Source organism: Neobacillus cucumis (assembly GCF_002860255.1).
Classification (GTDB): Bacteria; Bacillota; Bacilli; order Bacillales; family Cytobacillaceae; genus Neobacillus; species Neobacillus cucumis_A.
Genome location: NZ_PGVE01000053.1, coordinates 59,238 through 81,175 on the forward strand (window position 1 = coordinate 59,238; position 21,938 = coordinate 81,175).

At 37.7% G+C, this 21,938-nt stretch carries 21 protein-coding genes and 1 other RNA gene; 5 read left to right on the forward strand and 17 right to left on the reverse strand.

Annotated elements, in window-relative coordinates; translation table 11 throughout:
• Positions 1-2: 2 nt before the first annotated feature.
• From CVD27_RS14330 to CVD27_RS14365, 8 genes are all read right to left on the reverse strand, one after another.
• On the reverse strand, positions 3-1,928 hold the full coding sequence (locus CVD27_RS14330) for an ATP-dependent DNA helicase (protein WP_101648591.1): 1,926 nt from the start codon (positions 1,926-1,928) through the stop codon (positions 3-5).
• A gap of 36 nt (positions 1,929-1,964) precedes the next feature.
• Entirely contained in the window at positions 1,965-3,101 is a 1,137-nt protein-coding gene (locus tag CVD27_RS14335; protein WP_101648592.1) for a THUMP domain-containing class I SAM-dependent RNA methyltransferase, read from the reverse strand.
• Positions 3,102-3,265: 164 nt separating this feature from the next.
• Positions 3,266-3,671, reverse strand: an RNA gene (rnpB, locus tag CVD27_RS14340) — RNase P RNA component class B.
• A gap of 79 nt (positions 3,672-3,750) precedes the next feature.
• Positions 3,751-4,053, reverse strand: coding sequence for a cell division regulator GpsB (gene gpsB, locus CVD27_RS14345; protein WP_101648593.1), 303 nt, complete (start codon positions 4,051-4,053; stop codon positions 3,751-3,753).
• A gap of 124 nt (positions 4,054-4,177) precedes the next feature.
• On the reverse strand, positions 4,178-4,738 hold the full coding sequence (locus CVD27_RS14350; protein ID WP_101648594.1) for a DUF1273 domain-containing protein: 561 nt from the start codon (positions 4,736-4,738) through the stop codon (positions 4,178-4,180).
• A gap of 122 nt (positions 4,739-4,860) precedes the next feature.
• The gene (locus CVD27_RS14355) at positions 4,861-5,316 is read right to left on the reverse strand and encodes a CotD family spore coat protein (RefSeq protein ID WP_101648595.1); all 456 of its coding nucleotides are present in this window, start codon (positions 5,314-5,316) and stop codon (positions 4,861-4,863) included.
• Positions 5,317-5,712: 396 nt separating this feature from the next.
• Positions 5,713-6,972 (reverse strand): ribonuclease H-like domain-containing protein, encoded by a 1,260-nt coding sequence (locus CVD27_RS14360; protein WP_101648596.1) that lies wholly within the window; start codon positions 6,970-6,972, stop codon positions 5,713-5,715.
• On the reverse strand, positions 6,963-9,266 hold the full coding sequence (locus CVD27_RS14365) for a DEAD/DEAH box helicase (RefSeq protein WP_101648597.1): 2,304 nt from the start codon (positions 9,264-9,266) through the stop codon (positions 6,963-6,965). Before CVD27_RS14365 ends, CVD27_RS14360 begins: the two co-directional genes overlap by 10 nt.
• A 161-nt stretch (positions 9,267-9,427) precedes the next feature.
• On the opposite strand from CVD27_RS14365, the gene CVD27_RS14370 reads away from it, so the two are divergent.
• On the forward strand, positions 9,428-10,126 hold the full coding sequence (locus tag CVD27_RS14370; protein WP_101648617.1) for a Crp/Fnr family transcriptional regulator: 699 nt from the start codon (positions 9,428-9,430) through the stop codon (positions 10,124-10,126).
• A gap of 36 nt (positions 10,127-10,162) precedes the next feature.
• Here the strand turns inward: CVD27_RS14370 and hcp are convergent, their stop codons facing one another.
• Positions 10,163-11,452: a hydroxylamine reductase gene (gene hcp, locus CVD27_RS14375; protein ID WP_101648598.1), complete on the reverse strand. Its 1,290-nt coding sequence runs from the start codon at positions 11,450-11,452 to the stop codon at positions 10,163-10,165.
• A gap of 191 nt (positions 11,453-11,643) precedes the next feature.
• Between hcp and CVD27_RS14380 the strand changes: the two genes are divergently transcribed.
• On the forward strand, positions 11,644-12,126 hold the full coding sequence (locus CVD27_RS14380; protein ID WP_101648599.1) for an Hsp20/alpha crystallin family protein: 483 nt from the start codon (positions 11,644-11,646) through the stop codon (positions 12,124-12,126).
• 76 nt (positions 12,127-12,202) lie between these two features.
• On the opposite strand, the gene CVD27_RS14385 is transcribed toward CVD27_RS14380, so the two are convergent.
• Positions 12,203-12,754 (reverse strand): YppG family protein, encoded by a 552-nt coding sequence (locus CVD27_RS14385; protein WP_257984366.1) that lies wholly within the window; start codon positions 12,752-12,754, stop codon positions 12,203-12,205.
• 186 nt (positions 12,755-12,940) lie between these two features.
• Here CVD27_RS14385 and yppF point away from each other — a divergent pair, with 186 nt between their 5' ends.
• Positions 12,941-13,150, forward strand: a complete 210-nt coding sequence (gene yppF, locus CVD27_RS14390) for a YppF family protein (RefSeq protein ID WP_101648600.1) — start codon at positions 12,941-12,943, stop codon at positions 13,148-13,150.
• 97 nt (positions 13,151-13,247) lie between these two features.
• On the opposite strand, the gene CVD27_RS14395 is transcribed toward yppF, so the two are convergent.
• The 3 genes from CVD27_RS14395 to CVD27_RS14405 form a co-directional block, all read right to left on the reverse strand.
• Entirely contained in the window at positions 13,248-13,604 is a 357-nt protein-coding gene (locus tag CVD27_RS14395; RefSeq protein WP_180960287.1) for a YppE family protein, read from the reverse strand.
• A gap of 82 nt (positions 13,605-13,686) precedes the next feature.
• On the reverse strand, positions 13,687-13,965 hold the full coding sequence (locus tag CVD27_RS14400; RefSeq protein WP_101648602.1) for a hypothetical protein: 279 nt from the start codon (positions 13,963-13,965) through the stop codon (positions 13,687-13,689).
• 332 nt (positions 13,966-14,297) lie between these two features.
• Complete coding sequence (locus CVD27_RS14405) at positions 14,298-15,275, reverse strand: DUF2515 domain-containing protein (protein WP_101648603.1); 978 nt, start codon at positions 15,273-15,275, stop codon at positions 14,298-14,300.
• Positions 15,276-15,464: 189 nt separating this feature from the next.
• Between CVD27_RS14405 and recU the strand changes: the two genes are divergently transcribed.
• A complete protein-coding gene (gene recU, locus CVD27_RS14410; RefSeq protein WP_101648604.1) occupies positions 15,465-16,067 on the forward strand; it encodes a Holliday junction resolvase RecU in 603 nt (200 codons plus the stop codon).
• A 43-nt stretch (positions 16,068-16,110) separates the two neighbouring features.
• Positions 16,111-18,816 (forward strand): PBP1A family penicillin-binding protein, encoded by a 2,706-nt coding sequence (locus CVD27_RS14415; protein ID WP_101648605.1) that lies wholly within the window; start codon positions 16,111-16,113, stop codon positions 18,814-18,816.
• Positions 18,817-18,837: 21 nt separating this feature from the next.
• Here CVD27_RS14415 and CVD27_RS14420 read toward each other — a convergent pair whose 3' ends face one another.
• From CVD27_RS14420 to CVD27_RS14435, 4 genes are all read right to left on the reverse strand, one after another.
• Positions 18,838-19,194 carry a YpoC family protein gene (locus CVD27_RS14420; RefSeq protein ID WP_101648606.1) on the reverse strand — a complete coding sequence of 119 codons (357 nt, stop codon included), beginning with the start codon at positions 19,192-19,194 and terminating at the stop codon, positions 18,838-18,840.
• Complete coding sequence (nth, locus tag CVD27_RS14425) at positions 19,187-19,849, reverse strand: endonuclease III (protein ID WP_101648607.1); 663 nt, start codon at positions 19,847-19,849, stop codon at positions 19,187-19,189. The genes CVD27_RS14420 and nth overlap by 8 nt, the downstream gene beginning before the upstream one ends.
• A 65-nt stretch (positions 19,850-19,914) precedes the next feature.
• A complete protein-coding gene (locus CVD27_RS14430; protein ID WP_101648608.1) occupies positions 19,915-20,613 on the reverse strand; it encodes a DnaD domain-containing protein in 699 nt (232 codons plus the stop codon).
• Between the two features lie 133 nt (positions 20,614-20,746).
• A complete protein-coding gene (locus CVD27_RS14435) occupies positions 20,747-21,934 on the reverse strand; it encodes a pyridoxal phosphate-dependent aminotransferase (RefSeq protein ID WP_101648619.1) in 1,188 nt (395 codons plus the stop codon).
• Positions 21,935-21,938 lie beyond the last annotated feature (4 nt).

A 21,938-nucleotide genomic window follows, 5' to 3' on the forward strand; every position in this document is an offset into this window, starting at 1 on the left:
GTTTAATTTTCAATTGGCATGGTAGGCAGGATAGCTTTTATTTCTTGCAACACATTAAGGTCAATATCTTCATCCAAGAGAATATGAACGGTGCCTTGATCTTTTTCAGTCCTAATTAACCGCCCTATTCCCTGACGAAGCCGGAGAAGCATATAGGGTAAGTCCACTTCTATGAAAGGATTGTCCATACCATTTCTTTTTGCAGTAAAGACTGGGTCATTGGGCGGAAATGGAAGAGAAAAGATAATAACATTCTCTAATGATCTTCCTGGAATATCTAGGCCCTCCCATAAATGCATGGAACAAAGCACTGCATGTTCATCATTTTGAAATTTCGAGACTAGTGTACTTATCTCTTCGTCTCCTTCAAAATAAACTGGGTAAGGAATGACATTTGATAACTGCTTTTTTAAATTTAATAATTCTTCCATGTTATTAAGAAGAATAAGAGCCCGGCCCTCAGATTCGTGAATTTTACTGATTAAATATTGAACCTTCTCTTCCGTACTTGCTTTTGGAAAGCGTGGCAGATATACTTTCATTTTTTCATCATAATCAAATGGTGAATCCACTGAAAAGGATAGATACTCCCTGACCCCAAGACTATTGGCCATATAATCGAATGACTTTTGATTTGAAAGTGTGGCTGAAGAAAAAATGAATGGCTTCTTCTGGGAGAAAACCTCATCACGCATGACCTCCTCGACCATTTTAGGCATGATCACAAGTGTTCTTTCTCCACCCTTTTCTTCAAACCACGTAATCCCGTTTAGCTCTTGAAGAAATAGTGATAGTGAATAAGTAATTTGTTCTAAATACTCCTCAACAATTTTCAAGTCATACTCATTAATAACGTATAGCTCACTCTCAAAAACGAGTTCCTCTTCAATTGCCTGTAGTTTAGATAACAGTTTCCGGCATGTTTTCATCACTAATGGATGCTTGGTGATCACTTGTTTTTCGGAACCTACTGACTGAGAAGAAAATTGAGAAATCGAATCAAAAAATGCTTCATTTACTAATAAAGCCTCTTCAATTGTATACAGTGTCTTTTCACGCACTTCGTTTTCCATTAGTCTTGTTAGTAAAGTATCCAATGTATAGTCAGTAAAACGATAGCTTAATGCTTTCTGTGCAGCGTATTCGAGAAGATGACCTTCATCAAAGACTACGGAGGAATGATCAGGCAGTAATGGCAGCTGGCCTTCCCGCTTTCGTGATTCCTTTGTCCAAATATGTTCCATATAGAAATCATGTGAACAGATAATTAAATCTGTCGCATGTCGATAATACTCACGGTGCAGCGTTAAACCGCAACGATGGCGCTTATCACAGGAAAAACAATCTTGAAGGGCATCCCAATTCACATTTCCCCATACTTCATCAGACAGCCCAGGATATTCCCTCCGGTCGCCATATCGTTCAAAAGACTGCATGGATCCAACAGAATGGACAAAATCCGGAAGATTTTCATAAACCTCGAGAATTTCATCCGAAAATTTCATATTCCTTCCTTGGTCAAGCTTTTTTAAACAGAGATATTGATCTCTAGATTTTGCCAAACGAACATCAATCTGCAGGTCTAAAATCTTCTCAAGTTTTGCAATATCTCCTTCTTTTTTCACCAGCTGCTCTATTAATGTTTCATCGGCACAAGCAATCACTGCAGGCCTATTAGTATAACGAGCATACATAATTGCATATAGTAAATAAACAATCGTTTTCCCTGTCCCTACTCCGGCCTCCGCAAACATCACTTTTTTCTCTTTAAAGGCTTTCTCTAATTGAAAAGCCATATAAATCTGTTCGTCTCTTAGTTCAAAACCGGCTTCTGGTAAGACATCATAAAATAAATCACCTATCCATTCGCCTAACTTGTCATAAAAAGACTCTGTTTTGGAAATTTCAAACGGCATTTTCTTCTGCATGAAAAACCCCTCCCCCATAAATCATCATTGAATCCTTTATTGACGCGGGGGTTTTTTGCCCCAATATTGATAAAGGTCAGTCCGAATGAAACCATTAAATAACTTTCGTTTCTTGGTTGCCGGTTTACCATAGAATTCCTCAAATTCTTCATTCGAAGTCATCATATAAATGGACCAGGTATCCAGCTTACTAAAAGCCTGTCCCATTTCTCTATACATTTGCTCCACTGCCTTTTTCTCCCCCAAACGCTCACCATATGGAGGATTACCAACAATTACGCCATACTCCTTACTTACTGAAATATCACGAACCTGCATTTGTTTAAAATTAATCAACTCGCCAAACCCGGCTTCTATGGCATTTCCTTCCGCAATTCTAACCATACGATGGTCTATGTCAGAGCCCGTAATATCTAATGGCTGGTCGTATTTTGCCAAATCCTCTGCTTCCATTCGGGCATCATCCCATACTTTTTCGGGTATCCATTTCCAAGCTTCAGACACAAATTCTCTGTTAAATCCAGGTGCGATATTTTGTCCCATCATAGCTGCTTCAATAGGAATAGTTCCAGAGCCGCAAAAAGGATCAATGAAGGGACGGTCTGCCTGCCAATTAGTCAGCATCACAAGTGCAGCAGCCAATGTTTCCTTTAAAGGTGCTTCCCCCTGGTCAATCCGATATCCACGTTTATGAAGACCACTGCCACTAGCATCAATTGTAATTGTCGCTACATCCTTTAACAGTGCTACTTCAATCCTGGATAATGCCCCGTTTTCTTCAAACCAAGTATTTCGTCTATAATGCTTTTTCAGCCGTTCAACAACAGCCTTTTTTACAATCGCCTGACAGTCTGAAACACTAAATAGTTTAGATTTAACAGACTTTCCAATGACAGGAAATTCAGCATCTTCAGGCAAAAATTGCTCCCAGGGAAGTGCCTTTGTCTTTTCAAACAATTCATCAAATGTAAAAGCCTTAAATTCTCCAACTTTTATTTTAATACGGTCAGCTGTTCGCAGCCATAAATTACTACGAGCAATTGCAGCCTCATCTCCAATAAATGTAACCCGTCCATTTTCTACTTCACAATTATAGCCAAGAGAGCGGACCTCTTTAGCAACTAAAGCCTCTAACCCCATCGCTGCTGTTGCGATTAATTGATATTTTCCCATATCTTCACCCTTAAATAATTTCAAATATGTATTGTCATTCTTATTGTTCAAACTTATCGCTTACATTATTGACCAAATGGTGGAAACGAATGCAGTTATTTACAATAAAAAAGCTCCCCATATTAGGAGAGCCCTTAATATCCAGCATTTTTACATTAATAACGTTCTGTAAGCCATGTTCTGTACCATAGTACTGCAAACGACCATTCGGTCTCGTACTTAGGTGGTAATCATCTATCTACAGATTCTATAGGAATCTGTCTTTCTCCTTGTTCAATTCCTCAGAGAAAGCGCCCCTACCATAATTTGGGTTTCTCGCTCGTGGGGTTTACCCGTTCCACCCTTTCTGTTTCCAGAAAGGCTACGTCACTGTGGCACTTTTATAGGTATTCATACCATGTCCAAATGGATTTAGGTATTTTCCCGGCCGTCAACTGAATGCTAGACTCAGCTGCCCTAGCTTATGAATTCACTAGGCACGAACACTACGAGCATCTCAGCTCGTGCGAGCATGGACTTTCCTCAACGATTCGCTTTTTAGAAGCTACCTCGCAGCGATTACCCGAACGTCATTAATGATACTTTTTTATTATATGTATTTCTCGTCCAATATACAATGGTTTTTATTAGGAAAGTACGGTATAAAATGTTAATCGTATAGTTTATTCCCAAAAACATGTTTTTCTAGATTAGACAGTCTTTTTAAGATATCAAAATTAGTGGTTCCCGCTGGTTGTGACACCGGCTGCCTTTTTGATGTCTCTTCAAGCTGTTTACGCAGTCTAAGATTTTCTTGCTGAAGATCGTCAATTTCTTGATGGAATGTTTCATAATCTTTAATTATTAGATCTAGGAATTTATCAACATCTTCTTGTTTATAACCACGAACACCCGTTTTAAACTCTTTTTCTAAAATATCCTTAGCAGTTAATTTGACCTTATCAGCCAACATCCAAATCACCTCAAGTTTAGCCAATCATTACCTATTATTTTTCCAAAAATAAATCCTTTTGTCAATTTATATACAAGATTTGTGCAATCATTACATTATATAAACGAAACCTATAAAATATTCCCTAATAATCAGATTGCTTTAACTGTTCTTCTTCGACAATCATTTGTAAATCATAAAATGTAATTAAATCTAATTGATAGTCGTGATTTTTTTTATATTCTAATGCTGATTCATATAAAAATTTAGGACTTCCTTCCTTTTCTTGATCGTATAGAAGCAGCAGTCCATCACTTTTTTCAATAAAAAATTGATTTTTCAGGCGGAACTGCCATGGCTTTTCATATGGCTTTTTCGTGATAGAATCAACGAAGTCCGCTTGTATTAAAATTTCAGCATACCACTCTTTATTCGTTTCATTCCATTTTGATTCTTGTTCCAAAAATGGGGTAATAACAGCAAGCTTTATCTCGGGATACTCCTGTTGAAGGTCAAATATAACTTCGGCACCCCAAAGTTCTACCCCTAGCTGGCCACTAATCAATATCCATTCTAATCCTTCTTCAATTAATGGCAGAATGGCTTTTTTAATTGCGGCCTTGATATATAATACCGAAGGATGATCCTTTTTAAATATCCCTAATTCAAAAGGTTTATATCCCGAAATAGCTAAAATTTTTACCAAGCTCGTTCTCCTTTTTAAAATTTTTTAAAAATTAGGACAAACATTTTAATACAAGCAACATACCATATAATAAAAAGAAAAAAAACAAGGGCTAGTCAGCCCTTGCAAAACAATCCAATTCATTAAGGTCTGCGGCGCATAAATGGTCCAGGTGCTGGTGCAAACCCTGGTGCTCCTCCTGGTGCTCCTGGTCCAAATCCTGGTGCTCCTGGACCAAATCCTGGTGCTCCTGGTCCAAATCCTGGTGCTCCTGGTCCAAATCCTGGTGCTCCTGGTCCAAATCCCGGTCCGCCCATTCCAGCAAAACCTGGTGCATTTGGCACTGCATTAGCCACTGGCGCAATTGGGGCCACTGGAGCAGGTGCACAAGGGTTACAGCAGTTAATGTGCTGATTGCACACTTCTTCTGCACATGAGGCTGTGTGCGGGCAGTAATGCTTGTGTTCAAACATGTGATGGTTCACAGTTGTTGTATGAACCGGATGAATATGTGGCACCACGGTTGTTGAAAACGTATGGTTCACAATTTGTTGTGTCGGATGAATGACTGGAGGTAAAAAATTAGTTCCTAGATACATATAATATTCTCCCTTCAAATATTCTGTTTACATTAACAGCCTATGTAAAAGGAGCTACTCTTGTACTAATGAAAATACCTATTTTTTTCGTTATGGGGTTTTTTAGCTATACGTTTTTATAACATTGTATAAAAGCTGTCTTTTAAACTTGTAAACACAACGGCAGTCAAACAGACGACAATAAAAAATAAGAAAAGAATTGCTTTATACATACTACCAGCTCCATAAGTTTTATAGTCGTTTTTTTCTCAACCCAATTTTCAATTTTACCTTTTTCAACTCTGATAAACAATATGGAAATGCTGGTTTTCTTTATAAAAATGTTAAAAATTTGTGCCAAAAAAACGGAACAAGCAAATATTGAAAATTATAAACTAATATCGGCCCACTATAAGGTTATCTCGAAACATTCGCATGTTTTTTTTCTAAGCGATTAAGTCTAAGCTCCAGCTGGTCCAATGTCGGTTTTTTTATTTTCGTAGAATCAGATAAGACGGTGTTAATGGCTTCCTGGCAATACCTGATGGCTTTAGGGATGTCTATAAGTCTATGTTCATATATTTTAGCTAGCTCCATACAGGCTTCTGCCCTCATTTCAAGATTTTGTGATTCAACAACCTCTAGGAACAAGTCTCGCGCCTGTCCCCAGTTATGCTCTTTTTTTTGCTGATAGGCAAGTATTCGTTTGGCCTGAATTGATGTTATATCCTGAACATTTGTGAGTGTTGATAAAATCTTTTCTGCTTGTTGTGTTTCTCCTAAACTGGCAAACCAACGTCCTACTTCATAAGTTTCAGGCCTTGATTGACTCAGGTCTGTCCTGCAAAGTTGAAAAGTCAAATGGGTATATAAAGTAACTAGGGATAAGATGTCAATTTCATTATGTTTAAGAATTCCAAGCATTCCATCAGGTTGTTTACTTTCAATAAAATCAAAATAAATAATGGGAGCCAAATATCCTGGAATATCATCCACCCGCTCTACCCCTAACACCTCTTTTTCAACAATTGATAATTTCATCTTGTCTAATTTATGTTTCCAAAGTCTTCTAGCAGCATGAAAAAGGTCAAAATGTCCAAACGCTGGCAGTTTTGGGACATGCTCTCTAATAAGTGTATGACGCGTTTTTACTTGCGGCCAATCGAATGATTTCCCATTGTAGGTAACAAGTGTTCGGTAGTTTACTTTTTCCAAAAAACTTTGATAAAGAGGAACTTCAGCACCTGGATTAGGAAGAATATGCTGCCTTAGAATTAGCTCATTACCTCTAACACTGGCATAACCAAGAATAAAGATTGTATTTCCGACCCCTCCGCCAAGTCCGGTTGTTTCTGTATCAAAAAAGAATAACTCTTCTATATTATGTCCTTTCGATGAAAGTGGGTGATTAATAGAGTTTTGGTTCCAACAATTAACCGCAGTCTGTAAATCTTGAAAACAGTAATGCCCATGTTTATGTGACAAAGGGAACCTTACTTCTCTGATTAAACAATAGTTTTCATCTGAAAAATAAGGAAAAACATTTTCTTTTTCCCATTTATCACGAAAAGGTATGTCTATAGTAACGGTTGATTCCGGCATTTTTAATTCATTTTCAGATTGATTCCCTATCGAAAGATGGGACTTTAAACGATTCAGTTTATTTTTTAAAGACATGTATGAACATCCTTACCAGCAAAAGGTGTATGCATTAACATCTCAAGAATATTAACTGTATCTTTTTTTGCTGATTCGTTGACAGCATCTGTGCCAATACAAGACGGACATCCTGATTGACATTGGCAATGGTTTATCATCCGTAATGTCTCCTCAAAGACTTCCGACATGCCTGTATGAATTTTCTCACTTAGCCCAATACCTCCTGGATAGCGGTCGTAAAAGAAAATAGTTGGCTTTTCATTATGGTCAGCCTTTACTTGGGGAATGACATGAATATCTTGCGGATCAGCCATGACAAATAAAGGGGCAATATGATTAAGTGCATGTGCTGCTCCAATCAGGCCCTGCTCGAGGCGCTCTTGTCCCATTTCAGCTAACGGTTTATTCATGGAAATCCATGCAGCACTGGTATGCAGCTCCTCCTCTGGGAGGTGAATTGGACCAGAGCCGATATTTTCATGTGTCTCAAATTTTATCTTTTTAAAAATAGTAGCCATCGCTCTTACACTAACATCACCGTAGCCTATTTCGGCTTCCGGGAGTGTATGAAATTTATCAACTTCTAAAACCTTTAATTGAACGGCCAAGTTGGCATCAGTAAAATAGTCCACGTCTACCTCGCGAACAAATGCCTTTTTCTCATCCCAATCCAGCTTTTCTACCTGGTATTGTGTACCTTGATGTAAATAAATGGCTTCATCATGGAGCAGTGTCATCGCAGAAAACCGATCCATTTCACCAATCACCCTAACATTTGCAACATCTGATTGATCAACGATGATCACATTTTCTTGTGAGGCTGATCGTAAACTAATATTATGGGCAGGGAAGGAATCATTCATCCAATAAAATTTATTTCCGTTTCGATATAGTACCCGTTCTTCTGCTAAGTATTCTAATAACTCTTCTGTTTCTACATTTCCAAACTTATCACCATTCTTAAACGGCAGCTCGTAAGCGGCACATTTCATATGATCAATTAGAATAATAAGATTGTCCGGATTAATTCTCGCAGTTTCGGGGCTTTTATTAAAAAAGTAATCAGGGTTTTGAATAATATACTGATCAAGCGGGCTTGAACTTGCCACCATGATCACCAAAGCCTCACCATGTCTTCTTCCAGCTCTTCCTGCCTGCTGCCAAGCACTTGAAATGGTCCCAGGGTAACCAGTCATAATGCAAACTTGAAGTTGTCCTATATCCACTCCCAGTTCAAGAGCATTCGTACTGACAACTCCATAAATGTCACCTGAACGCAAGCCCTTTTCAATTTTTCTACGTTCTGTTGGTAAATATCCGCCACGATACCCCATAATTGATTTTGCTCCTAATTGGTTTTTTACTAATTCTTGCAGATATGTCAAAATAATTTCCACTCTTACTCTGCTTCGGGCAAAAACAATCGTTTGAATTTTATTTTTTAATAGTTCTCCCGCTAACTTACGAACTTCTAAAGTAGCACTTCTGCGAATATTTAGCGGCTTATTGACTATAGGAGGATTATAGAAAAGAAAATGTTTTGTCCCACTTGGTGCACCATTATTGTTAATCAGGGTCATTTTTTCTTCAGTTAGTTTCTCCGCCAGCTCGAGTGGATTGGCAATAGTGGCAGAGGTGCAAATAAAAATCGGATTGCTGCCATAATAGCGGCAGATTCTCTTTAACCTTCTAATTACATTAGCCACATGACTGCCAAAAACTCCTCGGTATGTATGGAGCTCATCTATTACTACAAATTTAAGATTTTCAAATAATGATACCCATTTTGTGTGGTGAGGCAAGATTGCGGAGTGAAGCATATCAGGGTTGGTTATGACGACATGCCCCGCTTTTCTTACCTTCTGACGAATATTTGCAGGTGTATCCCCGTCATACGTATAGCTGTTAATATCCGCACCTGAAGCTTCTATGATCTCATTGATTTCACTTTTTTGATCCTGTGCAAGTGCTTTAGTTGGAAAAATATACAGTGCTCGAGTATTTGGATTCGTCAGTATCGTTTGTAAAACCGGCAAATTGTAGCAAAGTGTTTTTCCGGAGGCAGTTGGTGTAACAGCTACAATACTATGGCCGCTGATGATCTTTTCATATGCTGATTTTTGATGGGTATAAAGTTGATTTATCCCTCTAGTATGAAGAGATTCCTTTAGAACGGAATGCAGATCATCAGGTAACGAAACAGTCCGGGCTGGCTTACTTTCAATTGTATTCCACGTGACAATATTCTCTTTGAACTCATTATTTATTTTTAAATCTGTTAGGATTTCCTGCAGACTTTTTTTCACCTTCATATTCTCACCTCATTACTTCTATTTTACCGAATAGACGTTCGTTATTAAAGCAAAAAAATAAAAATAAATGATTGTAACGTTTTTCCATCAAGATTTTATAAAAGATCGAATCATAGTTTGTTAAAATAGAAAAGAAGGAAATGGAATTGAAAGGTGATTATATGAAAATTGAGGATATTAAACGGGTACTTGGTGATTTTACCCTTTTCCGCGAATTAAGTGATTTTGAACTTACAAAAATAGCTAATATTTCTATCGCAAGGGAATGGAAAAAGCATAGTCATGTTTTTCTCCAAGGTGATCCACTTGAAAATGTTTATTTTATCTTCGATGGTAAAATAAAAATTTATAAAAGTGACATCAGTGGTAAAGAGCAAATTGTTGCCATTGCAAAAAAGGGTGAAATGTTTCCACATGTAGGATTCTTTCGAAAGGGTGATTATCCTGCCTACGCAGAAGTGCTAGAGCCCTCAACACTTGTTACGGTTCCAATTTCAAAATTTGAAAAGGTCTTAATTGAAAATCCCGAGCTATGTATAAAAGTATTTAAGGTACTAGGAGAAAAGATTGTTGATTTACAAAATCGTTTGGAAGAACAAATCTTAAATAATACATATGAACAAATCGTTAAGCTGCTTATTCGTCTTGCTCAAAAACATGGCATTGAACAAGCAGATGGATCGCTCCTTCTAAAATCTGAATTTACAAACAAGGATCTGGCCAATATGATCGGAACCACACGAGAAACCATTAGCCGGACAATAACAAAAATGAAAAAAGAGGAATTAATTGTAGTGGATCCTGATGGGCACATGATACTTGACGTAAACATCCTTATGGGTGAATTAAATCTATTATAAAAACACCGCAGCCTTTTAGCTGCGGTGTTTGATCGTTTACAGCTGAAGCATTTCTTCCATGTCTTCTTTTGCTGTACCGATTAATTTTAAATTAAACGTATCTTGAAGGACTTGAAGAACTCCTTCAGAGATAAATTCAGGCGGTTTTGGCCCAATTCTTATGTCCTTAATTCCTAAACTGAAAAGTCCAAATAAAATAGCTACTGCTTTCTGCTCAAACCAAGATAAAACAATACTTACTGGCAGTTCATTGACTTCACAGCCGAAGGCATCCGCTAAAGCTAATGCAATTTTTACCGTCGAACCGGAATTATTACATTGACCCAAATCGATATATCTAGGGATGTTTGTTCCAGGTACAACCCCATAATCAACATCGTTAAATCGGAATTTTCCACAGGAAGTAGTCAAAATGACTGTCTCTTGCGGAAGTGATGTAGCTAGTTCACGGTAGTATTCCCCGCCTTTACCAGGTGCGTCACATCCTGCAATTACAAAGAAACGTTTAATTTTTCCTGCCTTCACAGCATCAATTACCTCTGGTGCTAACCCTAAAACTGTTTCATGGTGGAAACCAGTAAGTAATGTTTCATCCGATTCTATCGCGGCTTCAGGAAGTTCTAACGCCCTGTTAATTAATGGTGCAAAATCATCATTGATAATTTTTTCCACATTTTCTAGCCCTGCAACTTCATATGAGAACATCCGGTCAGCATACGTACCCTTAATTGGCATTACACAATTCGTTGTTGCTAGAATAGCTCCAGGGAACTTCTCAAATAATCGACGCTGGTCGTACCAAGCCTTACCAATATTGCCTTTTAGATGAGCATATTTTTTAAGTGCAGGGTAGCCATGGGCAGGCAGCATTTCAGAATGAGTATAAATATTAATACCTGTCCCTTCTGTTTGCTTCAATAATTCCTCTAAGGCAAACAAATTATGACCTGTTACTACAATACACTTACCCTCAATTTTATTTTGACTAACACGAATCGGCTCTGGAATACCTAAACGTTTTGTATGTGCTTCATCGAGTATTTCCATTACCCGTACAGCCGACTTTCCAACCTTCATAGCCATATCAATATGTTCTTGTACATTAAAATTGGAATTGGTTAATGTCATATAAAGTGCTTCATGTGTGGTCGCATCCACAAACGGGTCTGTTACCCCTAGTTGATTAGCATGTGTTCTGTATGCCGCAATTCCTTTTAACCCAAAAATAATTGTATCTTGTAAACTGGCAATTGTTTCATCTTTACCACAAACACCAATAACTTTACATCCACCAGTAGGTGTTTGTTCACATTGATAACAGAACATGTTTTTTCCCCGCTTTCATAATAGTTCTTCATTAGAGTACAAATTTATTCACTCAATCATTGTGATTTACATCACTCCAATTATGTTTGTAACAAAATGTTCAAGGATTTGTGACGAACTTATGGCGGCACCTACCTATTTTCTCAGCATATGATATTAAGTGAAATAATGGAAAAAGAGAGGGATTGTCCATGTCATCCATGCTTCCAAATGATAAAAATAACCCTAAAAATCAGCTGCCAGAACCTTTCCGGGAAATTATTAAAACAATGAATGATTTCTTTACTGACAAACCGATGCGGGGATTTTTACAATCAATTGATGAATTTTTCAAACAACCTTTCCCTACAGGGGCAGGTTTTCATGTCGAAACAGTTGAAACGGGAAAAGAATACCTTATTACTGCAGAACTTCCAGGAGTCAATAAGGAGCAAATCCAATTAAACATAACTGGAAACTATTTAACTATTTCCGTAGAAAATAAGGAATTAGAAACGGAAGAAAACGACCTTACCCACGTCTACCGCCGGAAATACGTCAGGCAGCAAGCTGCGAGAACGATCGCGCTTCCTCATGCTATCAATGAAAATTTGATTAAAGCTTCATACCGGGATGGATTATTGCAAATCCGTATTCCTCAAGAAAAAGGCAAGGTTATCGACATTGAAGAATAACTCAAATTGATCTCTTTAAACATATGAAAAGACGGCTTCCAACGGCCGTCTTTTTTATTCATTTTTTAATATTCATTTAACTTTTAAATATCCCTCCAAAGCCTTTGACTAAGGATGAAACTTGATTAACTGCATTCATCATTTGACCTGCTGTGTTCATCATTTTATTAATGTCTACAGATCCATCTTGAGACTTGAAGGAATTGATTAACGATTGCATGCCGCCTGGTTGTTTTGGCATAAAACTGTTTTTAGGGTAAGGGTTCATAGCTGGGTAACCATTCATTGGCAAATATGGCTGTTGAACCATGTCATCCTTTGGCTGAAGTGGATTTTGAAATAGAAACTGGTTATCCTTTTGAGAAAACTGTGTTTGATAATTCATATTTTGTGGTACAAAGCCCTGTTGAAAGGATTGACCAAATGTTTGCATTTGAGGCGGATAATAAGGGCTGTTCTGATAATAGGGCATCATATTATAGTTCTGTGATGTGGTCTGATATGGACTCGGCTGATTTCGGTGGATGAAATGTTGTGGGTATACTTGGTGATTCATTGAATCTTGGTGCATCATTTGCCCCGAGTATCCATGATGAACATAATGATTTGGTCTTGGTTTACCAAACATGGGCAAACATCTCCTCTTTATTATTCTCTATTACACATTATGAAACTAAGAAATAATTGGTGATTCTTAGTCTCAGTTTGTCAATGTCAAAATCAGAAGAATTTTGTCTAAAGTTTAAATATTTTAAAAACTAGGAAACCTATTATTTCATGTTACGATAAAAAAAAGGATGAAGGAGGAGCTATTATGGACATTCGCGAATTAAAAGGCAAATTTATTCAAAGTCGGGATTACAGTACAGATGATGTTAATACCTTATTGGATTTTGCAAAGAGAGCGTATATTCTGAATGAGATTGGAATAAAAGAATATCGCGTTCTTGTCCGCGAGCTTGAAAATCTAGGCGCGGTTATACCTGAAGCTGCTATTGAAGACTCCCTCATCGAACATTCATAATTTCGGCAGCATTCTTTCTTGCGCCGTACAACTGCCGTCATTTTTGGCAGGTTAATCCATACTAGAAATAAAAGAGATGCAAAAACTGCATCTCTTTCTATTTTCTTAGCTCCCTAACTACTTCCGACAAAACGTATTCTACCGCCCGATGGAAATTTAAAAACCTAGACTTACTAGTCTCCGGGAAAAAGGATTGTACTGAAAGTTGTTCAATATGCGAAGAGGTTGTATCAATCTGTTTCAGATGAAGGTATTGGGTATCTACTTTTGGAAGCCATTCTTTTATGGCTCTATTCCATTGATCATTAATTTCCTTTACTTCATCTACAAATGGTTTAATCACTTCATTGAAATCATGTGTAATTCCTGTCTCTCTGCCTGCTTGATAGTTCTTTAGGAATAATTCATTATATTGTAAGAGTTTTTCCGTTAATTGAAGTATTTCTTCTGACATGTCCCTATCCCTTCTAAAATGCAAAATAAAAAAGTAGCAGGTTAATGATGCTACTTTTGACATATTATTATTTTAGCTGTATTTAAAAACCTAATTCAAGTTTTAAGGATTTAGGAACTGGGCCAATACTGGTGTCAAGAATTTCTTCGTAAGTTATAGGATTCACTTGTTCCGCTGATTTCCCCCCGATATCTGCAAGTCGATGAAGTGTTAGGGCTATTTTTTCTTGTTCCTCGTTATTCAGAAGATGGCGTTGGTCGGAAAAGGAAGCTTCTAGAACAGACTCCAATTCTTCCAATTGATCATATATTTCAGTTAGCATCGTAAGCATTCTCTCTTTTTCGGACAATGGTATATTCATTAATTATCCCTCCTCATGAATATCTATTACGTATTATTCTCCTTCTTTTGCCAGCTTCCTTCCAGCTTGACAAAACTAGAAGCAATTCGCCAAAGAAAGTGTTAATCCTGCATATCGATATTCTTTTTCGACATGTTTATAAGACCGCATGAAAAGTCACTGAACCGCACATGATAGTAATGGAGGTGTTTTTTATGGCGAAAAAAAATAATCCAACAAGCAAGCAATCAAAAGCTGTTACAGAACAAAAAACTGGCTATGGTGATAAAAAGCTTGAAGGACCAAATCGTCCTGCGGAGTAAGAGAAAAAGCAAGGAGAAATCCTTGCTTTTTTATTTCCACTTTTCTAACTTAAGTGAATTCTGAAACGATAGTAATAATTGAAGTTGATTGGATTTATCATAGTACCAATCAGTAAGATGAATAGAATGGTGGTGGCGGGCTGGAAGAAACAGCCATGCCGGAGAAATAATTCGCTGTGTACTCCAATCTATATGATTATTTTGATGATGGGCAATCACGGGAAAGGTAGTTCTTAGCAGAGGAGTTTTCCGACCAGTCTTTATTTTAAAATATTGCTCATAATCGTTTCGTGAACCAGTATGCGGTGTCTTTTCTGCAAACTCAAGAAAGTAAGGAAACAGACGTGGATGAAAAAGAATACTAGCCAATCTCTTCCCTAGATTGATTCGCTTGGAAAGTGATTTAAATCCATTAACGCTAGCCCCATAAACCTCTCCCCCGCAGGTAGGAAAAAGAACACAGCTAAAATGAAGCCAATCTTGAAAAGAAAAAAGGAAGGAGTGAAAAACCTTCTTCTTATAAACAGGATGTTCAATAACAGGGGTTTGAATCACATTTTGCTCATTAATTATTAAAGCCGTAGTTAACCTTTTCTTATCCTTTTCCTTCCAATAGCGTTCCCATTCTTTTTGAATAAAAGCTGAAACATTGAAATTTGGGAGTAAATGAAACATTGAACGATTTAATTTCGTCGAATATTGATAGAGCAGAAGTTGGGGATATGCATCCTGAAAGATGAGCCAATTTGCCCGTTCATATGTTAAAAAAAGTTGCTTTCTTAATGGCGGCTCTAATAATTTGGAGAAAATGTTGCCTTCGAGGTCACACATATTCCATCCGCCGTTGCGAGAAACCATACTTGCAAGAAACGACCAAAAAATATCCGGATTTTGTTTAAAATATGAAAAATAAGCATCCGTTCTAGAAATATTATCAACATTTCTCTTTTTAGTTTCACTTGCAATTTGACGAATGATTGATTGTTCCTGTATTGTAAGATGATTCATATTCATCTTCCTTACTTTTTAATAGAGTATGAAATTGTGTGAAAATCCTTACGAAAATGGAATCATGCTCAAGTTTGTCATTCACGGTACAATTATTATTATTAGAGTGTGTAAGCAAAATTTATTTTATACACCCCCATAAGAGCGAAGATTTGGTATGATAGGGAATAGCTTAAAGAGGTGTAAACAATGAATCTTAATTATCCGAATGGAAAAAAATACAGGCCAAAAGAAGTATCAATAGGTACAAGAGGAAAAAATAATAAGAATAGTTCCTATAGTAATCGGGGTATGACATTAGAGGATGACTTAAATGAAACGAATCAGTTTTACCGGGAAAGAAAAATAGCTGTTATACATAAAAAGCCTACCCCGGTTCAAATTGTTCAAGTGGATTATCCAACTAGAAGCGCTGCTGTTATAAAAGAAGCGTACTTTAAACTGGCCTCTACGACCGATTATAACGGGGTATATAAAGGAAGATATATTGATTTTGAAGCAAAGGAAACCCAAAACGCCACCTCATTTCCATTAAAGAATTTCCATCAACACCAAATAGAGCATATGGAAGAGGTTTTGGATCAAGGAGGAATTTGTTTTGTTATTCTGCGTTTTACAAAATTTGAAAAGGTTTATCTGCTCGAAGCTCAACACTTATTGAAGTTTTGGGAAAGAATGAGGAATGGAGGCAGAAAATCTATCACGAAAGAAGAAATTGAACAAAAGGGACATTACATTCCACTTGGATTTCAACCAAGAATTGACTATATTAAAATAATAGACCAACTTTAGAAAGCTTCATTTTTTCATAGGATAAGAAAGGAAGGAAATTATTATGTCTGATCAATACCAATCAAGAGAGGAGCGCAGGAAGCAACTCCAAGCCAAAGACACGAAAAAGGCACAGAAAAAACCACGTGGACTTTTTAAAAAAATCTTTCTAAGTCTAGTTGTCCTCGGAATAGTTGGCATACTTGCCGGAGTTGGGACTTTCGCCTATTTAGTTAAAGATGCTCCCAAATTGGACCCAAAATTATTAAAAGATCCTATTCCTTCAAAGATTTTAGATAAAGATGGCAAACTAATTACTGAAGTAGGTGCTGTAAATCGAGAATATGTAGCCTATAAAGATATCCCAAAGGTTGTCGAAGATGCCGTTTTAGCTACGGAGGATTACCGTTTTTATAAGCACCACGGAATTGATCCAATTCGTCTCGGAGGCGCCATTTTAGCCAATTTCCAACATGGTTTTGGTGCAGAAGGCGGTAGTACCATTACACAACAGGTTGTTAAAAATGCCTTTTTAACTCAAGAAAAAACTTTAAAACGTAAAGTTCAAGAAGCATGGCTTGCCTATGAACTTGAGCAGCAATATACAAAACATCAGATTTTTGAGATGTATGTAAATAAAGTGTATGTTTCAGAAAACAGCCACGGTCTAGCTACTGCGGCAGAAATTTATTATGGTAAAGAATTAAAGGACCTTACCTTGGCCGAGGCCGCACAGATTGCGGGGATGCCCCAAAGTCCTAACAACTATAATCCGTTTAACCATCCAGATTTAGCAGAAAAAAGACGCAATATTGTATTATCATTAATGTATAAGCATGGATATATCTCAAAGCAAGAAATGGAAGAAGCCCAAAAAGTTTCTGTTGCTACTGATGTGTTGAAGGAAGAGAAACGTAAGGTTGATGATAAACCTTATGAATCATTTGTAGATGCTGTTATTGATGAGGTAGACGACACAACTGATTTTGATATTTTTACAGATGGACTAACCATCTATACTACACTAGACAAAGACGCTCAAACACATGTAAACGAAATCCTAAATACAAAGGATTCAAGCATCATCCCTTACCCAGATGATAAATTTCAAGCAGGGATCGTCCTCCTTGATACTAAAACGGCAGAAATTCGTGCAATTGGCGGAGGAAGGAACCAACAGGTACAACGCCCTTTTAATTACGCCATTGATACGAGACGACAGCCTGGTTCTACAATCAAGCCGGTTCTAGATTACGGCCCTGCTATTGAATATTTAAACTGGGGCACCTACCAGATGATTGACGATAAGCCGATAACTTACTCTTCCGGTAAGAAATTTGGTAACTGGGATCAAAAATATAAGGGACCAATGACGATAAGAACGGCACTCCAATTATCGCGGAACAGCCCGGCCGTTCAAGCACTGCAACAGGTTGGCTTAGATAATGCGAAGGACTTTGCCGTTAATTTAGGGATTCCTTTAAAAGAAATTTACGAATCATATGCTATTGGTGGGTTTCAAACTGGGGTTTCCCCACTCCAGATGGCCGGTGCATATGCTGCATTTGGAAACAATGGATTTTACACCAAACCACATGCTGTAAGAAAAATTAAGCTTCGCGATGGAACAATGATTGATACAGCACCAAAGCCAAAAGTAGTAATGAAGGACTCTACTGCTTTTATGGTTACTGATATGTTAAAGAGTGTTCTAGTATCACCTGGAACAGGGGTAAGGGCCAAAGTACCTGGACTTCCGATAGCAGGTAAAACAGGAACAACCAATTACACAGATCAAGAAATGGAAGAATGGAATATAAAGAGCAGCTCTGTTCCTGATGCATGGTTTACAGGTTACACAACTCAATATACTGCATCTATATGGACAGGTTACGAGAGCCGAAAAACTCCAATTACAGCCGTAGGTAGCAACCAAAGAATTTCTCAGCTGCTATTTAAAAATTTGATGGCTTATGTATCAAAAGACATTAACACTCCTGATTTTACAATGCCTAATAGTGTCCAAAAGGTAAGAATAGAAAAAGGGACTATGCCTGCAGTATTGGCTAGCCAATATACACCTAGCAGTCAAGTATCGATTGAATACGCGGTTAAGGGGCATGCACCGAAAAGGGTTTCTGAAAAATATAACAAACTTTCAGCGCCTTCCAATCTAGCCGCCACATATGACAAGACAAACGGTAATGTTGTCGTAACATGGAATTACAACAATACCGCGAATAAAGATATTCAGTTTGATATTACAATCGATGGAACTAATCCTAACCATTCTGTTCAGATAGGTAACAGCTTTACCTTTAAGACTAATCCAGGTGAAAAATATACGATATCCATCTATGCATTTAGTGGAACGAACAAGAGTGATACAGTCCATACCTCTATTGATATTCCACAACCTGAAGGTCAAACAGACCAAGGAACTGGTACTAACCCAGGTGATGGGACTGGTAATGACGGCGCAACTGGTAATGGAACTGGTAATGGAAACGGAACAGGCAATGGGACCGGGACCGGCAATGGGACTGGGACCGGCAATGGGACCGGGACCAACAATGGGAACGGGACCAACAATGGGACTGGGTCCAACAATGGGACTGGAACCAACAATGGGACTGGGACCAACAATGGGACTGGGAATAATAATGGCACCGGGGGCGGTGACCAAGGTGGTACAACTCCACCCGTTTCAACCCCTGTCACCCCGCCAAGCAGTCAGAATACCGAAACACGAGAGGAACCAACAAACTAATAAGACTAAAAATCGTCTAGGTTATAACCTAGACGATTTTTTTACAATATTGCTCTTAACAAACTGTTTCTCTTGCTCATTCATTAATTCAGAAAGCTGTCGATATGAATGATATAATCCCGGTCTTGATTGAATAAATTCTAATCTCTCCTCCAAATTAACTGGTTTAAACGACAATTGATGATAGGATATTTTTTGATTAGGTGTTGAATTATCATGATTAGTTAGATATAGAAATTGGAGAAAAAGGTTTATGCCCTTTTCAACCCATTCCTTTGTATTAATCAGGTTCCGCGCATGAAATAGTGGTTCAAGTTGGCCCTTAATGTCCTCCCATTCAGCAAGGATTTCAGCAGCTGCCTCTAAACGATTATTCATTAATTATGGCCTTCCCCTTCATTCTCTTTTTGCCTTCCCGGCATAACTCTAATAAAGGACAGCTAGGGCATTGAGGATTTTGCGCTTTGCAATGATATCGGCCAAAAAAGATCATTCGATGATGTGTCAAAGACCACTCAGCCTTTGGCACCTTCCTCATTAACGTTTTCTCTACCTCAAGTACAGAATCTTTCCAACGGCATATACCAAGACGTTTACTAACCCTTTCCACGTGTGTATCAACCGCAATGGCTGGAATATCAAAAGCTACTGATACGACTACATTAGCTGTTTTTCTGCCGACCCCAGGAAGCTTGGTCAGTTCATCTCGATCCATAGGAAGAACACCCTTATATTCTTCTAATAATATTCGGCATAAACTCTGTATATTTTTTGCTTTGTTTCGATATAAGCCGATGGAACGAATATCATTTTGAAGCTCTTCCAGCGATACATTTAAGTAATCTTCCGGGTTTTTATATTTTTCAAATAACCCCTTCGTTACTTTATTAACGAGAGCATCTGTACATTGTGCCGATAAAGATACAGCAATAACAAGTTCAAATGGATTGGAATGGTTTAATTCACAATGTGCTTCTGGAAACATTTTACCCATTTCATCTAAGCAATAACGAATTTGTGTATTATTCAGCAATGAATTCACCTACTACATTATAAAATAAAAGAAAACGAGAGATTCATCCCTCGTTAAATGACAATTTATTGCTCTAACCAGTTATAAAAAGGGACGGCGGACTGTTGGGAGTTTTCTTGGCCCTGGGTTCTATCTGTTTGCTTTTGCCTAAATTTGCGCCCATGATTTTTTGCTTGTTCAATTGTTTTAATCCCATTTTTCTTCCACTCAAAAAGAATTCGATCAATATAGCGGAAATTTAATTTTCCTGACATGACTGCCTCACGAAGTGCTGCTTTTATGATAATAGGGTCATGATGATCATCGTCCATCCACATCCCTAGAGATTCACACTCAAATGGTGAAAGTGGACGGCCAAATTCTTTCTCAAAACAAGTATAAACATCTGTTTCCTCTGTTTTCTTTTCTATTTGTCTCGATACCTGATGATTTAATAAAAACCGATCAACAAGTTTTTCCCATAAAGGATTAACTGAATATTTTTCAAACCGTATACCTTCATTCGAATACTGATCCATTATTTCAATAAAGCCTCGTTGTATCAGCCTTCGAAGCATTTCATTGCATTCCGCAATAGTAATTGTCATTCTTGCTGAAAGCTCCTCGGGGGTTGGAAATTCATTTCCTTTTTCAATGAAAGTAATAATATTTAATAAAAGGACAAGTTCCGTTTCGTTTAAGTTCAAATTTCGATATTCAGAGAAAAGCAAAGTCGGAATCGAAACATTTCCTTCCTGCATCCAAGCTACTATATTTGATTTCATCTTTCTACACCTCTTGATTAGTATAACACGAACGAACTATTCGAGTAAGAGTATTAGGAATCCATCTTTGGAAAGGAAAAACAAAAAGCCTGCATAAAGCAGACTTCTTAGTGAGTTAGAAACGGACTCTATGTTAGCTGTTAACTTTTGCTGTAACGAATTCACCCATTCGTTCTACAGCCCTTTCTAATTGTTCCAGTGATGTTGCATAGGATAGACGAATATTATCTGGAGTTCCAAAACCTGAACCTGGAATAACAGCAACCTTAGCTTCAACGAGCAAGGCTTCAACAAAATCATCAACATTATTAAAACCTGTCATTTCTGCAGCACGCTTAACATTTGGATAAAGATAAAAAGCACCCTGAGGTTTCACACATGTAAAACCTGGAATTGCAACTAATTTATCATAGATAATCTCTAATCTTTTCTCAAATGCCTGTCTCATTTCTTCCACCGGTTCTTGAGATCCATTGTAAGCAGCAATGGCTGCGTATTGTGCAGTTGTCGTTGGATTGGATGTACTATGACTTGCAAGGTTCGTCATTGCCTCCACGATTTGTTTATTACCTGCAGCGTATCCGATTCTCCAGCCTGTCATCGAATGAGATTTGGATACACCATTAATAACAATGGTTTGCTCTTTCAATTCAGGAGAAAGCTCTGCAATGGAAACATGTTTGGCACCAGAGTATACCAGTTTTTCATAAATTTCATCAGAGACAATTAAAATATCTTTTTCCAGACAAATTTTACCTAACTCAAGAAGTTCTTGCTCTGTGTATAAAACACCTGTTGGATTACTTGGTGAATTAATAATAACTGCTTTTGTTTTATCAGTTATCACTTCTTTTAATTGTTGTGGAGTAATCTTGAAATTATTTTGCTCCAGCCCTTCTACATAAACCGGTACCCCGCCCGCCAACTTGACCTGTTCGGGATAGCTGACCCAATACGGTGTTGGAATAATGACTTCATCACCATCATTCAAAATAACTTGGAACAATGTATAAAGAACATGTTTCGCTCCATTACCAACAATAACTTCATTAGGTTTGTAAGTTAAACCTTGATCTGTTTGAAACTTATTGATGATGGCCTTTTTTAATGCAGGCAATCCCGCAGAAGGAGTGTACTTTGTATGACCTTCGTTCATTGATTTTACAGCGGCATCTAAAATGTGCTGTGGGGTATTAAAGTCAGGTTCTCCTGCCCCTAGTCCAATGACATCTTCCCCTTTTTCTTTTAATTCCTTGGCTTTGGCTGTAATAGCTAACGTAGTAGATGGCGTAAGTGCCATTACGCGATTTGCAAGTTTGATTGTC

What these genes read in the sequence shown, in the direction of transcription:
- CVD27_RS14330 (WP_101648591.1), bottom strand. Translation starts at nt 1,928, where the DNA reads ATGCAGAAGAAAATGCCGTTTGAAATTTCCAAAACAGAGTCTTTTTAT.
- CVD27_RS14335 (WP_101648592.1), bottom strand. Translation starts at nt 3,101, where the DNA reads ATGGGAAAATATCAATTAATCGCAACAGCAGCGATGGGGTTAGAGGCT.
- gpsB (WP_101648593.1), bottom strand. Translation starts at nt 4,053, where the DNA reads ATGTTGGCTGATAAGGTCAAATTAACTGCTAAGGATATTTTAGAAAAA.
- CVD27_RS14355 (WP_101648595.1), bottom strand. Translation starts at nt 5,316, where the DNA reads ATGTATCTAGGAACTAATTTTTTACCTCCAGTCATTCATCCGACACAA.
- CVD27_RS14360 (WP_101648596.1), bottom strand. Translation starts at nt 6,972, where the DNA reads ATGTCTTTAAAAAATAAACTGAATCGTTTAAAGTCCCATCTTTCGATA.
- CVD27_RS14365 (WP_101648597.1), bottom strand. Translation starts at nt 9,266, where the DNA reads ATGAAGGTGAAAAAAAGTCTGCAGGAAATCCTAACAGATTTAAAAATA.
- CVD27_RS14370 (WP_101648617.1), top strand. Translation starts at nt 9,428, where the DNA reads ATGAAAATTGAGGATATTAAACGGGTACTTGGTGATTTTACCCTTTTC.
- hcp (WP_101648598.1), bottom strand. Translation starts at nt 11,452, where the DNA reads ATGTTCTGTTATCAATGTGAACAAACACCTACTGGTGGATGTAAAGTT.
- CVD27_RS14380 (WP_101648599.1), top strand. Translation starts at nt 11,644, where the DNA reads ATGTCATCCATGCTTCCAAATGATAAAAATAACCCTAAAAATCAGCTG.
- CVD27_RS14385 (WP_257984366.1), bottom strand. Translation starts at nt 12,754, where the DNA reads ATGTTTGGTAAACCAAGACCAAATCATTATGTTCATCATGGATACTCG.
- yppF (WP_101648600.1), top strand. Translation starts at nt 12,941, where the DNA reads ATGGACATTCGCGAATTAAAAGGCAAATTTATTCAAAGTCGGGATTAC.
- CVD27_RS14395 (WP_180960287.1), bottom strand. Translation starts at nt 13,604, where the DNA reads ATGTCAGAAGAAATACTTCAATTAACGGAAAAACTCTTACAATATAAT.
- CVD27_RS14400 (WP_101648602.1), bottom strand. Translation starts at nt 13,965, where the DNA reads ATGAATATACCATTGTCCGAAAAAGAGAGAATGCTTACGATGCTAACT.
- CVD27_RS14405 (WP_101648603.1), bottom strand. Translation starts at nt 15,275, where the DNA reads ATGAATCATCTTACAATACAGGAACAATCAATCATTCGTCAAATTGCA.
- recU (WP_101648604.1), top strand. Translation starts at nt 15,465, where the DNA reads ATGAATCTTAATTATCCGAATGGAAAAAAATACAGGCCAAAAGAAGTA.
- CVD27_RS14415 (WP_101648605.1), top strand. Translation starts at nt 16,111, where the DNA reads ATGTCTGATCAATACCAATCAAGAGAGGAGCGCAGGAAGCAACTCCAA.
- CVD27_RS14420 (WP_101648606.1), bottom strand. Translation starts at nt 19,194, where the DNA reads ATGAATAATCGTTTAGAGGCAGCTGCTGAAATCCTTGCTGAATGGGAG.
- CVD27_RS14430 (WP_101648608.1), bottom strand. Translation starts at nt 20,613, where the DNA reads ATGAAATCAAATATAGTAGCTTGGATGCAGGAAGGAAATGTTTCGATT.